This is a genomic window from Coleofasciculaceae cyanobacterium, from assembly GCA_036703275.1.
In the GTDB taxonomy this organism is placed as follows: Bacteria; Cyanobacteriota; Cyanobacteriia; order Cyanobacteriales; family Xenococcaceae; genus Waterburya.
Genome location: DATNPK010000082.1, coordinates 139,957 through 154,745 on the forward strand (window position 1 = coordinate 139,957; position 14,789 = coordinate 154,745).

Genomic DNA, 14,789 nt, shown 5'->3' on the forward strand with positions numbered 1-14,789 from the left:
TTCATGCAGTTACAAGATCGCTCTTGGCGCATTAGCTACTCCAGCAACGAAAATAATCCCATCGCCGATTTTTACATTCCTGCCTTAGAATGCGCGGTGCAATACGATCGCAAGTCAGGATTCTTTGGTAGTGCCATCCTGAGTCAAGTAGCTAGGGGAATTGGGGCTATGCTGCACAATCAGGGCAAGATGCGCTTGATTATGGGCTGCCAGTTTAGTCCCCAGGATATAGCAGCGATAGAAAAGGGTTATGAATTGAGAGAGGCTTTAGCTTTTCGTCTAGAAGCTGACTTGCAAGCACCAGAAAACTTTGTTCAATTAAAACACTTCGAGATTCTTAGCTGGTTGATTGCCAATGAATATTTAGATATTAAAATTGCCGTACCTACCAAGGATAAAGGTATTCCGATTGAAAGCGATCGCTTGCTCGATCCACAGCACATATTTCACGAAAAGGTAGGAATTTTTACCGATAGTAAGGGCGATCGCCTTGCTTTTAGTGGCTCAAACAATGAATCTTTGGGCGGATGGGAGAAAAATGTAGAATCCTTTCATGTTTATTGCGATTGGGAAGGCGATCGCGATTTAGAGAGGGTTAACGAAGAAGCTTATAGGTTTGAACAGCTTTGGAACGATCTATCTCCCAATGTTAAAATTTTCGATCTGCCAGAAGCAGTAAAGCGGAAACTCTTAAAGTATACTCCTGACAGTAAGCCAAGTTGGAAAAAAGAATCAGAACTAAAAGAAGAACAATACAGTCGTTCGGAAGTTTTAATTGAGAAGGAGGAAGACAAAAGCTTAGAGTTACCAAAATCTCAGTCTAAGCTTCCCGATCCTTGGGAAATTGAAAAAGAGAAGCAAGCTTTTGGGCAATTATTAAATATTCATCAGCATCCAGGTTGCTTAGATTTTTGCCTAAAATCGATTCCCATTCAACCTTGGGCGCATCAGTTAAAAATCTTACGTCGAGTTGCCGATAAATTTCCTTGTAGCTTTCTCATTGCCGATGAAGTCGGTTTGGGTAAAACCATTGAAACTGGGCTAATTCTGCGCTATTTAATAGTCAGTAAAAAGGTAAAAAGAGTTTTAATTCTTGCCCCTGCTAGCGTTCAACCCCAATGGCAAGAAGAATTGAGAGAAAAGTTTAATCTCCATTTTTGGAGTTACAGTCAAGGTAAATTTAAAGACTGCTATGGAACAACTACCACGCCAGCTTTAAATCCCTGGAACACTCAAGATTTAGTTTTAGCCTCATCCCATTTAGTCCGACGCACTGAAAGGATAGAAGAACTATTAGCAGCCGAACCTTGGGATTTAGTTATTCTCGATGAGGCACACCACGCCCGTCGTAAAAGCCCCCAACAGCGTAAAGATACCCCAAATCGCTTGCTTCAATTGATGCAGCAGTTGCGAAACAAAACCGAGTCTCTAATTCTCCTGTCTGCTACTCCAATGCAAATCGATCCCATAGAAGTATTCGATCTACTGGATATTTTGGGATTAGAAGGTCATTGGAGTTATGGCGAAAATTTCTGCAATTACTTTGCTTCGCTTTCAGATCGACCAGATAGCCACACTTTAGACTTCTGGCAAACCATGTCTGTTGATTATTTTTGTCGCGGTGGTAGTGAATGCGATCGCTTGGAAGAACATTTAACAAATGGCGATCGCTTGCTGGCTTATAAACTGCGAGATACCTGGAAAGATGGCAAAAGTATTGTCAATCCTAAGAAATTAGCCAAAGATACTCCTTTTCTAAATGCTTCCCGCCATTATCTAACCGTTAATACCCCTCTCAAAGATTTGATGTTCCGCCATACCCGCGATACTTTGAGGCAATATTACCAACTAGGTATTTTAGACCGAGATATTCCCCGAAGGTTAGTCAGCGATAATGCGATCGCTCTCGAACCAAACCGAGAAGTACCTTTATACCAAGCTGTTAGCGATTATGTACGTCACTTTTATAAATTGGCACAAAAAGAAAACCGTAAAGCCCTGGGCTTTTTAATGACTTTATATCGCAAACGTCTTACAAGTTCCTTTTACGCCATCCGCGAATCTCTCCAGAGACGCTTAGAAGGCATTAACAATATTTCCCAAGACGATCTTAGCGACTTGGATGATGCCGACGATGCAGTCATTACAGGACTAGAAGCCTATTTAGAAGAACCAGTAGACCCCAAAGAAATTGAATATCTCGAAGACTTACTACGGCAGTTTGAGAATACAGGAGAAGATAGCAAGCTATCCCATTTCCTAACTATTTTGCGTCGAGAACTGAGTCAAAGAGAAAGCGCGATCGTGTTTACTCAATATACTGACACGATGGATTATTTAAGAGAGAACTTACAGCAGCTATATGGTTCTCAAGTAGCTTGCTATTCAGGAAGAGGAGGCGAGTTGTATCGAGCAGGAGAATGGCAAACAGTACCCAAAGAACAAATCAAAAAACAGTTTCGCGAAGGTACAATCAAACTGCTACTCTGTACCGAATCTGCCAGCGAGGGCTTAAACCTTCAAACCTGTGGGGTACTAGTTAACTACGATCTACCTTGGAATCCTATGAGAGTAGAACAGCGTATCGGTAGAATCGATCGCATCGGTCAAGTTTATCCCACAGTTCATATCCATAACTTCTATTACGACGGTACGGTAGAAGCAAAAGTATATCGAAGATTGCGCGATCGCATTGATGCTTTTCAAACTGTAGTGGGCAATTTACAGCCGATTTTAGCTCAAGTTCCCACTTTTATCGAACAAGCCGTTATGAGTGCCGATCCTGAAGAAGAAGGAGTATTACTAGCAGAATTCGAGCAGGTGTTGGACACTCCACCCTTACGCCCTGGCTTAGAGGAAATGAGCGCAATGGATGTCCAAGCTGACTTAAAAGAAATTCGTAAACCACTTGTTTCTAGTCCTGTTACTCCAGAACAAATAGAAGCACTCTTTACTAACTGCCGAATGTTAATAGCTGAAAATATCTTTTTTGAATCAAAGGGCAATCGCGTCTGGGAAATGACTTACAAAAACAAAGTCTATTCTGTAACTTTTTATCCTGAAGTTTTTGATGAAAACCCTTCTTTGCGATTGATGACTTTTGGCGATTATTTATTTCAAAAGATATTAGAAGTAATAATTTCTGAACGCGATCGATTATATTGCATTCATCAGCAAAATACCCACACACCCTAAAAGTGTAAAGATAGGAACGATCCAAGCAATTATTACCGTTTGACGGACATATTTTGTTGTTGTTTCAGTTTGTACCACTAGCTGTTGCTGCTTCTTGAGTAAAACCGAAACTGAGTTAACTAAGCCTGTTGAGATCGTCTGAAGATTCCGCTCCCGCGTTGCCAATTCTTCGATTGCTCGAAGCAGTTTGGTATCTAATTGCTGCTGATTCTGCTCGATATTTTGTAGCTGCCCATTTAGCTGCTCACTAATCCAGTTAGAGATATCGGCTATCTGAGTTGTATAAGCCTCAGCCGACTCTTCAAGCTCTTGTTTTGCCCTAACTATCTTCTCCCCAGAAGCTCCTAATACTTCAACAGCAGCTATGTTCTGTGCCACACAAAAATAAAAATCGAACAACTCATTGTTGAGAAAGTACTGATTATCATTCAGCCATCGATATACTCGCTGTATAATTTCTGGCTTCTCTTTACCTAGTCTTTGCTCAATAAATTCTTGTAGCTCTTGCTGCTGTTGAGGTAAAGTTGGCTTCTTTAAATAAGTCACGCTTTTAACCTCAAGCTTTCAACCTTAAAACCAGCATCATCTAGCACAGCATATACTCGTCTCATATATCCCCGTAATCCTGCTAACTGAGCCGTACTAAACTCCGAATGTCTTCTGGCTTCGGTAAAACTTAGAGCATTTTTATATACTGTAGTCGCTGTATCGAACCTCAACTTCGGTAAGTCAATTACCTTCAACTCATATTTCGCAATTAACTCGGTCGTAATAAATTGGTCAAAGCTATCCCAGTCCTCACATCTGCCCAAGTTTCTAACTAATATATGAGTCGCATTATCTTTAACAAACTCTAGCGTCCTCAAAAAACCCTCATAGCATTCAACTGAGTCATCCAGCACGTACCAATTCTGAATCTCCACCCCTAGATCTTTTGAAGCCTCTAAAATATCGCTAGCTGTCAACCAGTGATTAAACGCTTCTTCTACATTCCCTGGCAGATCCACTAACACCAATTTCTCTAAAGCCAAATCTAAAATCTTATCTGGTATCTTTAGATTGCGATCTAACTCACTAAATCTAGTCGGCAAAGCAAACTCAGGATAAGCTTTCAAAAAACTCTCTTGTCTATCCGCATCCACCGCATAAAAATCTAGCTCCGATTCTAGACAGTAAGCAGCCTTTAATTTAGATAGCAGTGTCTTCCCCACACCACCTTTCTTACAGTTAGATATTTGAATACCTGGACGAGTTGGAATTATTGTCGATGTCGATTCCGTCTTGTCTATTTTGACTTTGACCATGATGATTTATTTACTCGCAAATAACTTATCTACTGCCGACTGCTTCCTATCTGGTTGATTGGTCTGACTATTTACTTCTGTTTCGATTTGTTCAGGCTCTTTGGTCGGCAAGATCGAACTAACGGTATTAGTTTCTTCCTTTGCCTCTTCATTCAAAGAACGACGATATTCAGTGTGATATTGCTTTAACGTAGCAGCACTAATCTTGACACCACTTTCTGTTATCGATTCAGCCAAGTCATCATATTCACATCCTCTAGCTAAAGCTGCCTCAATTCTCAGATGTAACTTAGCCACTAGCGTTCTCAAATACCCTGGTTTTGATGCCTTGTCTTTTGTCTTATCAATCTTCTTGGCAATCGCTTTCTCTATTGGACTTAGTTCCGACTGATTCATTTTCTTTTTTTTGTTTCACTTATTTGATTATTGTGCCAAATATTCGGTAAATAAAACAATTTATTTAACAAAAAAAATCACTTTCAGTGAGATAAGTTATGTTTAACAAGGCTAGTTATATACTGGTTTAAATTCCACACCTGATGCACCCTTGGTGAGAATAAAATAAATTATTGAGGTTTTATAAATAAATATAGATTAGGTATTTTTGGCTATTTTTAAACATCAATAATAAGAAATATAAATTGTTTTTTAAGCAGTAGTTTTAAATAATTAAAAATGTCACCATCAAAAAAGATTAAACAAGCAAAATAATTAAAGATGGTTTGCTCAATTGGTAGACTTTACGCCAAAGTAAATGACTATGCGACTGACAATTACTACACTCAAAACCAAGGATTAGATAATAGTCAGTGGTATGGGCAAGGTGCAGAAATACTCGGTCTTAATGGTCAAGTTTCAACGGAAGAATATAACAATGCCTATCAAGGACTAGACAATCGAGGAAATCCTTTACGTCAAAGGCAATCAGGCAAAAAATATAATCCAGGCAGAGATATTACGTTATCTGCTCCCAAATCAGTGACGCTACTAGGTCTAGTAAAAGAAGATAAGGAAGTAATCGCAGCTCACAAAGAAGCAGTAAAAACCACTCTTACTTATATAGAGAGAAACTGTATCTTTACTAGAACGGGTAAAGGAGGAGTAAATCACCTCCAGACAGACAATGCTTTATTCGCTATCTTTCAACATGACGATAATCGCAACCTAGATCCCCAACTCCATAGCCACTGTGTAATTTTTAATCAGACACAAGCAGCAGATGGCAAATGGCGTTCTATGGACAACCGCGAGCTATACCAGCAGAAGATGACTATTGGTATGGTCTACCATCACGAGCTTGGTAGAAGAATTCAAACCCTCGGATATGAACTCGACTGGAACCGCGATGGTACTTTTGATGTTCGAGGTTATAGTCAATCTCAGTTAAAAGAATTTAGCACTCGTAAACAGGAGATAGAAAAAGCTGTAGGAGTTGAAGCTAGTGCAGCAACCAAAGCAAGAGCCTGCACTACAACACGTAAAAGCAAAGTACATCAGGCGGAGTCAGAAAGAAGAGAGCTTAAACAAATATGGCAGCAAAGAGCCAAGCAGTTAGATATTCGACATCCTCAAGTCAATGATCGACATCAGCAGGTTACTAATTTAAAAGATAAAAGTAAATTAGTAATTGAAGCTACAGAGATAGTTAGCGAACGCCAGGTCGCTTTTCCCAGGCATATTCTTCTTAAAGAATCTCTGCGACAATCTCAAGGTGAGTATTGTATTGAAGATTTAGAAAGAGAGATTAATCAAAGTAGTAGTTTAATTAAAACTCAAGATGGCAGATTAACGACCGAAGCAGCAATAGATAGAGAAAAACAGATTCTTTATCTGGCTAGAAACAGCAAAGAAAAATATAGTCCCCTAGCAGATATAGAGACTGCTAAACATCAAGCTCAAAAACTAGGACTAAATAAAGCTCAGGCGATTGCTCTGAAGAATTTTGTAAATAGTCGGGATGGTGTAATACTTTGCCAAGGTGATGCAGGAGTAGGCAAAACTTACACCGTAAAAGCTCTAAAAGAAACTATTGACCGAGATATTTCAATGCGGGGTTTAGCTCCCAGTGCCTCTGCTGCGGGAGAACTAAGCAAAGGTGCGGATATCAATTGTCAAACCTTAGATGCTTATCTCAAGATTTCGATAAAGTCACTGCCCAAGAACGAACTAATTGTGGTGGATGAAGCGGGGATGATTAGCAGTACTCAAATGAAAAACCTGCTAGAAAGAGGTGAACAAACAAACTCCCGCATACTCCTAATTGGTGATACAAAACAGCTAGCTGCGGTACAGGCTGGTTCACCTCTTAAACTGCTTCAAGAAAAAGCCAAATTACCGACCATCAGAATCGATAAAAATGTCAGACAACAGAATGTACAGCTAAAAGAAGTAGTCGATCTATTATCCGCAGGAGAGATAAAGCAGGGATATCAAAAGCTCAACGAACAAAACAGCGTTAAGCAGATACCGATTGATAGTTTGAGATTGAAGGCTGTGGTCAATGACTACCTAACAAGAGATGTAAAGACTCAATCTCAAACCTTGATTTTAGCGGGGACAAACAAAGAAAAAGAAGTCATCACTAAGCAGGTACGGCAAGGCTTAATCGAGCAGGATAAATTAAGTCGGCACTCTCAACAAATTCATATACTCACGCCCAAGGATTTAGATAAATTCACCCTAATTCAAGCCAACGGTTATGAGATAGGAGACGTAGTTAAGTTCAGCCATACCAGTGCCAGATTTAGTAAAGATCTCTACTACCGAGTTGATGCCGTAGACAGTCAAACCAAAACTCTGATTCTCAGAGATAGCCTAGGCAACAAACAAGATTTAGAACTGAATACTTATAAAGACCGTGCCGTATTTCAATCTGAGACTCGCGAGCTTCGTTGTGGAGAACAAATGAAGTTTACCCGCAACCACTATCAGAATCAACAGAAGCAGATTAATGGGCAACAGTTCACTGTGTTGGGCTTTAACGCTAATGGACAAATAGAAATAAAGACTAAAGGCAAAACTCAGACAGTTAATCCCGATGCTCTCTTATATTCCGACTATCGCTACGTCGATACAGTCCACAGTAGCCAGGGTAAGACAGCTAACTACTGCATCTATGCTGTGGGTTCTGGTAAGTCTCTCATGCTAGGCAGAGAAAGTTTCTACGTCGCAGCATCTAGAGCCAAACATGAATTTAAAGTATATACCGCTAGTACAAAAGCTTTAGGACTATCAATCGAAAAATCTAGAGGGCAGGAGAATGCTCTCAATCTAATTATGAAACAAAAACTCGACAGCCAATTATCGACTCCATCTAGAGAACAAGAGTTCAAATTACTTGTTTCGGCTAAGTATCTAGTTGAAAGCCAAGGAATACTAGACCCTAATAATTCTCACAGTAAGAGTTATAAGTCAGCAGATGGAACAGAAATTAAACGAGATAAGGATTCTCTGACTGTTACCCATCAAGATAAAGAACTCGTTTTTAATCGAGATAACTCTACGGTCAGAAATACTTTTACTGTCAACGAAATAGACCGCCAAATTCAATCCAGAAATCTGGAGATGCAGCAGCACCTCAATCAAAATCGTACTCAAACTCAATCATTAACAATCGGTAGATCATGAAAGCCAAAAATAACGATAATTCTTCTTTGATAGCAACATTCATGATGCTTGCCATACTCTTATTAGTTTTGTGGGGAGTGAAAAATACAGAGGTTGCTTTGTTTCTGATTGAGCATCCAGTTGTAATTTTGCCCTATGTGTTTGAAAAACTAGTAGATAAGTTTGGCTATTTTAAATTAATCTTTATTGGGTTTATCATCGCTTTTATCCTAATATTTCTGCTAGTCAAACCTGATGATAAGCTTATCAAGCACAATCGAAATGTGATTCGGGGATCGAAAGTACTACCTTTTCGCCAACTTAAAAGCATACTAAAAAAACTACCAAGACTTAAGAAACAGCCTCAATTAAAAATTGCAGGTATGCCCATTCCTGCCAAGCTAGAAAATCGTGGCTTCTTTATGTTTGGTTCTCCTGGGACTGGTAAAACTCAGGCTATCAGCCAGATGACGGATATCATCAGCAAAAGAACAGATTTCCGCGCTATTGTCTTCGATCGCAATGGGGAGATGTTAGAGAAATTCTACAATCCTAGAAGAGATTTTATTTTCAATCCCTTTGATGCTCGTTCTGTCCACTGGAGTCATGTTCATGAGGCAGCTAGATCTGAAACTATGGCAGCAGCGTTGATTCCACAAGAGTCCGCCAAAGAGCCTTTTTTCTCTAATGCAGGTAGAGCGGTAATGGCAGAGTTGTTTCGCCAGACTAAAAGCAACGCCGAACTATGGGAGTTATTAAAAAGCGATACCAAAACTTTAAGCTCATTTATCTCAGGAACTTTAGCTGCTAGATATTTAGACGAAGAAAGAGCAGCAACTTCGGTGCTGTCTACTGCTTCTAACTACTGTCAGTTTTACGATTGTTTAACTCAGCCTCAAAATAAAGCTAAAGCCCTTAGTTTTTATGAATGGGGTAGGAGTGATAGTTCTAGTTGGATCTTCGTTACCTTAAGAGAAGATGAGTCTGAATTGCTTAGACCACTCCATAGCTTGATTTTTGAGTTGATGCTCAAAGGTCTACTATCCAATGAACACCGAACTATGAAAACGGCAATTGTTATCGATGAACTGGGTGCATTGAATCAGTTGCCCAGTCTCCATCGTTTACTGAGTGAAAGCCGTAAATTTTTAGGTTGTCCTATTTTGGGTACTCAGACCGAGGCTCAGATAATCGATAAATACGGGCAGCAACAGACACGAACTATTTTACAGGGAACTAAAACCAAGCTTATTTTGGGCTGTGCTGACCCTCAAACAGCAGAAACAATGGCAAAGGTTATTGGCAGACAGGAGTATTGTTACACAGCCGAAAATCAGAGTCGTTCGCGCCATACTGGTAAAAGTGGCAGTGGTAGAACTGATAGTTTCAATGAGCAGCTACGGGAAGGTTATGCCGTGATGCCCGATCAATTAGCTAACTTACCAGATCTTCGAGGCTATCTGAAAATCGCTGAGTATTGCGCTCCGATTAAGTTGAAGCCAAAAAAGTTCAGCGTTCGTGCTAAGAAATTTGTTCCACTAGTAGATTCAGCTATAAATTATGGTGAGCAAACGATTGAAGAGCAATGGTCTGATTCGGAGGATGATTTAGACGAGTAGATAGCTGCCAGTCGTCGGGCTGCAATGGCTCACTAATGTGGTATTCAAGATATCTAATACCTTGTCGCATGCCCGATTCGCTTCACCGACTGACTTAAATAATGAAATAGAACAAGAGAGTAGTGTAAACAGAAAATTACTAGAATTGTGTTTTAAAGGAAAGTTCAAGTCTTTAATTAGTTTTATTTTCCGCATAAGTTACGGTTAAGGTTCCCCAATTATTAAGATTAAGCAATCGAATAAAATTATTTAGCATAGGTTAGTTATATTTAAGAATTCCAGATAATAAGCATCTAAAACTTGAAGAGCTAGCAGGGGTTGTAGACAAGCTAAAACAGAATTTTAAAAATTATTAAGGAAAAGTATTTGTCTACATGATCAGATTTAGCAAAATCTTTTGAAGATTTGCAAGTTGCTCGTTGCTTAAAGAAGATCTAACTATCTCTAACACATTGTTAACTATTTTTCCTCTAGCTATTTCTTCTTCTGTTTTTTCCTTCTCATATAAGTCTCTAGTTATTCGGCAAATAATTATTTCCTCATTATTGTTTTTTTTAACTATATATTTTCCATCACTAAATTTATTCTGTTTTGTTGTATCAAGAATTTTCTGAGCTATTGACATTGCCTGCTCAAATCTATCTTTTTGCTCTTTTTTAGTATATTGAAATATCCGTTTGAGTATAATAATATCTGTAGAAAAGAAGTGATTTTCAACTGCATTATTACTAACAACTAAAACTCTTTCGGTTTTCTGGTTATTGTACTTATAAATTTTAACTTTATACAAATCACAGCCATTTTTTTCTATCTCGACAAATATATCAATGGGGTTTACTCTGCTTGTTTTGAAAAAGGTAAAAGATCCGCATTTTCTCTTGTATTTATATTTTCCATATCTATTTGCTAAAAGTTGAGCATATTTCACAAAATCATTTTCAATATTATAAGAATTAACAAAATTTTGTGTCAAAAGAGGAGCATAGAGTTTTAAACAGGTAAATTGTGCTAAGGCAATATCTTGTACGGTAATTCCTTCAAATCCTTGAGGTGAAATAAATACTTTTTTGGTTATTACGTCTTCTAAATTAGTTTCTAAAAAAGTAGAGCCATAAACGGAACAAGTATCAAAAAAAGCTTTTTTTAAAGAGGCTTTATTGAAATTAGTTTCTCTCAATTGTACTTTAGTAAATTTTGCAGATTCTAAATATACTTGCTTTAAATTTGCTCCAGAAAGATCGACTTTATCAAATACAATTTTCTCCATACAAGCTTTTTCAAAACTTACTTCTTTGAAATTTGAATCTAAAATGTGAGCTTTATATAAATTAGTTTCTTTAAAAACAGCTCGATTAAAACAAGTACATAGTATATTAATCTTTTTTAAATTAGCTCTTGAAAAATTTGAGCTAGTAAAACAACCTCCTTGAAGCTCTGCTTTTTCCATGTTGGCTTCAATAAGGCTTGCATGTTGCATAGATATAAATACAGCCCTAAAACCAGCTAAATTAGCATGGTCTAAATTATACCCATCTAAATTATCAAATTCTCCTTTTCTCAAACAAATACCAGATAACTGAGGAATAACGTCTGGATTCTTCTTTCGCCAATTATTCCAAGCCCTAACTCCTTTTTTTAGCATTGATAAATGCCTTTTGTTGTAAGTGAGAGTTTTGTTTTCTATATCTAAATCTTCAATTTTGGATGTTGGTTTCTCAATGAATTCAATAAATTCTTCAAAAGATAAATTAAGCAATAAGGCGATTTTTGGGAAATGTATTCTGTCAGGATTCTGCTCTCCCTTTTCCCAACGAGCTATTGTTGACTGAGTAACGGAAGGCTCAAGAATTTTACCAAACTTACCCTGAGTCAAATTGTTTATTGACCTGATTTTTTTGATTAATTCTCCTAAAAGATTATTAGATGAGGTCTCAGAAGTATTAGTCACTGTCTTGCAGAGCAAATGTTAATCTTAAGCAATATTTTTTTAAGCAATCGTCATTATAACAGTAATATTGTATGCCAGAGTAAGTTTTTGGGTTTAATCATATTTTTATGCTCTAGCACATTTTTCTTATTTTTTTTTAATAAAAGATGTGATATCTTGAAACAAGATTCAATAATTTGAACACGAACAACCAAACAAAAAGAGCCGAGGCATGTAGGGTTCACCTGGCATAGTGAAAAAGCCCTGTAACGCTCGACTCTCTAGTGACAGCTTTCGCTGTGCTATTTATATCTTACTCGACCCAGTGAAATATAACTTAGCTCAGTAGACAGTTGACTAAAGAGAGTCATGTTTTGTGTGTCTCGGCGCACCACAAAAAGGAGAGCATCATGACATCGATTATCAAAAATCAAATTTCAGAACCTGAAATTAGTCAAAACTGGGTCAACAAAAATATTGCAGCTCAGATTCTGGGAATTTCTACACATACTCTGAAGCTATATCGAAAAAGACATTGGACTTTAGGTATTCATTTTCAGTACCTCAACTCCAGAACAATTCGATATCATGAAGGACTTTTACGAGATTGGTTTGCAAATATTTCCGAACCTAAAGTTCATCAACGAGCAATTGAAATTTATCTAGCCTCTCTGCTTTCTAATCAACAGAAGAGACGTAATCGTAAATCTAGATAAAATTTTCCTATTTTCCAAGTAAAGTAATACCTTTTGAATTATTTCAAGAGGTATTGATTCGCTACACCATTTTTTCTACATCATGTCTAATAAAAAAGTTCAAGGCAAGTTTTATCCACTTCAACATCAAGAATTTCTCAAACTCAATCAACTTCTCACTCAGTCAGAGTTATCGGTTTATCTATGGTTGAAAACTAACGATCCTTTTGGGGGTAAACTCATCGAAGCCGATACTCAAAAAATTGCTGAAGATCTAGAAATTAGTCGTCGTAGCGTTCAACGCGCTTTAGTAAAGTTACAGCAAGAGGGTTTAATTGAACTGGTAATTAGCAAATTTAAGTATCGTCTTAAATCAGAGTTTGCATCCCAAAGCGAAAACAATTCTAAAGTCAAAGATAATTTACAAGTAGCGACAACAGGATCGCCTGACGACAGCAAGATCGCTTCAACGACATCAGTGTCACTTCCGCGACACCAAGATCGCTTTGACGACACCAAGATCGTTTTAACGACACCAGTGTCGCCATCGTCTTCTGAAACCAAGTCAGAGCAAAGGTTTCAAATTCCTAAGATCTCTAAGACTTATATAGACTTTAAAAAGACTCTCTCAGAAGACGAGAGCGAGAATTTTTTCAGGTTTGTTAAAGAGGCAATTAAAAATTTTAGAGAGCCAGTACAAGATATTCAAGCTTGGTTAGCCAGTAAAACCAAAGCTGGTCAAAATCGCTGGGAAGTTTATTATCAGAAGTATCAAGGAGATAAGAAAGCTTCTAATGCTGGCTCTGATTCAAGTTCAGTTGAAGATGGCGCAAGAAAAAATGCGATCGCCAACTATCAAAAACGGTTAAACCAAGAAAAAATAGGTCATAGAGGAACTGGCAATGAAGTATCTACACTAGAATTCAATCGACTATTGGATAATTCGGACAACCAAATCAAAAGAATCAACAAACTTGAAAGTCAATCCCAACCAATTTCTAAACCGTTGGGCAAATATGTCTCTGAAAGCTGCGAACATTTGCGTAATCTAAGAATGTCAAGCCTCTTTGCTAATGAATCAATCCAAGGAGGTATGGCGTGAAAGAAGCAAATTTACCTCCAGCCAATATTGAAGCCGAAGAAGCAATTTTAGGCGGTATCTTGTTCGATCCTAAAGCAATTTCTCAGGTTGAAGCATCTCTAATTCCTTCTGCTTTTTATGTTTCGGCTCATCAAGAAATATATCAGACTGCTTTAAAGCTTTATCATCAAGGCAATCCTACGGACTTTATGGCTGTTAGTACCTATCTGGCAGATAGAGACAGATTAGACCAAATAGGCGGAACAGCAAAATTAGCCCAACTGTTAAACCGTACTATTTCAGCAGTAAACATCGATCGCTATGTCGATTTGGTGATGGATAAATTTCACCGACGTAGAGTAATTGAAGTTGGACATAAAATTGTCGATTTCGGCTATGATTCTACTCTCGGATTAGAAAAACTCTTGAATGATTCTGAACAGGAAATATTCAGTGTTACCCAGCAAAGGATAAGATCTGATACAGACCAAAACAGCAATATTGCCATGTCTGCTTTTAATCAGCTTGATGAAGAAAATCCTATTTATCCAACTGGAATTGAAGAACTAGACAAATTAATCATGGGATTTGAGCCAGGAACGCTTACTCTATTGGCTGCTAGACCATCGATGGGCAAGAGCGCAATTTCTCTCTATCTTGGTTTACAGCAGATGATTCAACAGAAGCTGCCTGTAATCATCTTTTCTTTAGAGATGACTAAGCATCAGATGGAATATCGGCTGTGGAGTTTGATGAGTCGCATGAGTTGCTATCAGCATTTAGATTTAACTCCGATTCATGGCGATCGCATTCGTCAACATCGAGCGGGATTATCTTCTCTAACTGAAAAGGAAATGGAGAGCATCGCCAAAATTGTTCGGGTCGCTGTAGATCTGCCCCTTTACATGAATGACAATCGGGGAATTAAAGTAGCAGGTATTACGTCTGAGGCTCGTCAGGTAAAAGCTAGAGAGGGCAAGCTAGGCTTGGTAATCGTCGATTATCTACAAATGATGGCATCAGATAATGGTGGCAATCGCAGTTATGAACTGGGTGATGTTGGTAGGGGTTTGTATCAACTAGCAGGAGAATTGGAAGTCCCTGTTTTGGCTCTGTCTCAAGTCAGCAGAGGAGTAGAAGGAAGACAGAACAAACGTCCGATGATGTCAGATTTGTCTCAGTCGGGAATTCTGGAGATGGTAGCAGACAATATTATTTTTGCTTATAGAAAACGCCGTAAAACCAACGTCTTTTAAGCGTTGGATATAAGGCGCGATAAATTTACAACGCAGTAAGTTTCATGGTAAAATCATAGCATGAAACAAATACGCGGATTTAAATACAGATTTTACCCAAACTCAG

General features: G+C 38.2%; 10 protein-coding genes. 6 read left to right on the plus strand and 4 right to left on the minus strand.

Annotation, left to right across the window (positions count from 1 at the left end):
• Positions 1 to 3 precede the first annotated feature (3 nt).
• Positions 4 to 3,195, plus strand: a complete 3,192-nt coding sequence (locus tag V6C71_15995; GenBank protein HEY9769970.1) for a helicase-related protein — start codon at positions 4 to 6, stop codon at positions 3,193 to 3,195.
• Here the strand turns inward: V6C71_15995 and V6C71_16000 are convergent.
• Genes V6C71_16000 through V6C71_16010 form a run of 3 tightly spaced genes read right to left on the minus strand, consistent with a single transcriptional unit; the run spans position 3,157 to position 4,895 of the window.
• Positions 3,157 to 3,741, minus strand: coding sequence for a hypothetical protein (locus V6C71_16000; GenBank protein HEY9769971.1), 585 nt, complete (start codon positions 3,739 to 3,741; stop codon positions 3,157 to 3,159). The genes V6C71_15995 and V6C71_16000 overlap by 39 nt on opposite strands.
• Positions 3,738 to 4,499 carry a hypothetical protein gene (locus V6C71_16005; GenBank protein ID HEY9769972.1) on the minus strand — a complete coding sequence of 254 codons (762 nt, stop codon included), beginning with the start codon at positions 4,497 to 4,499 and terminating at the stop codon, positions 3,738 to 3,740. Before V6C71_16005 ends, V6C71_16000 begins: the two co-directional genes overlap by 4 nt.
• Before the next feature lie 6 nt (positions 4,500 to 4,505).
• The gene (locus tag V6C71_16010; protein ID HEY9769973.1) at positions 4,506 to 4,895 is read right to left on the minus strand and encodes a hypothetical protein; all 390 of its coding nucleotides are present in this window, start codon (positions 4,893 to 4,895) and stop codon (positions 4,506 to 4,508) included.
• 321 nt (positions 4,896 to 5,216) lie between these two features.
• On the opposite strand from V6C71_16010, the gene mobF reads away from it, so the two are divergent.
• Together mobF and V6C71_16020 are read left to right on the plus strand one after the other, a co-directional pair.
• Entirely contained in the window at positions 5,217 to 8,126 is a 2,910-nt protein-coding gene (gene mobF, locus V6C71_16015) for a MobF family relaxase (GenBank protein ID HEY9769974.1), read from the plus strand.
• Complete coding sequence (locus V6C71_16020; protein HEY9769975.1) at positions 8,123 to 9,724, plus strand: type IV secretion system DNA-binding domain-containing protein; 1,602 nt, start codon at positions 8,123 to 8,125, stop codon at positions 9,722 to 9,724. Before mobF ends, V6C71_16020 begins: the two co-directional genes overlap by 4 nt.
• 370 nt (positions 9,725 to 10,094) lie before the next feature.
• On the opposite strand, the gene V6C71_16025 is transcribed toward V6C71_16020, so the two are convergent.
• Positions 10,095 to 11,672, minus strand: a complete 1,578-nt coding sequence (locus V6C71_16025; GenBank protein HEY9769976.1) for a pentapeptide repeat-containing protein — start codon at positions 11,670 to 11,672, stop codon at positions 10,095 to 10,097.
• A 389-nt stretch (positions 11,673 to 12,061) separates the two neighbouring features.
• Here V6C71_16025 and xisR point away from each other — a divergent pair, with 389 nt between their 5' ends.
• From xisR to V6C71_16040, 3 genes are all read left to right on the plus strand, one after another.
• Entirely contained in the window at positions 12,062 to 12,367 is a 306-nt protein-coding gene (gene xisR, locus V6C71_16030) for an excisionase family protein (protein HEY9769977.1), read from the plus strand.
• 82 nt (positions 12,368 to 12,449) lie between these two features.
• A complete protein-coding gene (locus tag V6C71_16035; protein HEY9769978.1) occupies positions 12,450 to 13,448 on the plus strand; it encodes a hypothetical protein in 999 nt (332 codons plus the stop codon).
• Positions 13,445 to 14,683 (plus strand): replicative DNA helicase, encoded by a 1,239-nt coding sequence (locus V6C71_16040; GenBank protein HEY9769979.1) that lies wholly within the window; start codon positions 13,445 to 13,447, stop codon positions 14,681 to 14,683. The genes V6C71_16035 and V6C71_16040 overlap by 4 nt, the downstream gene beginning before the upstream one ends.
• Positions 14,684 to 14,789: the final 106 nt, after the last annotated feature.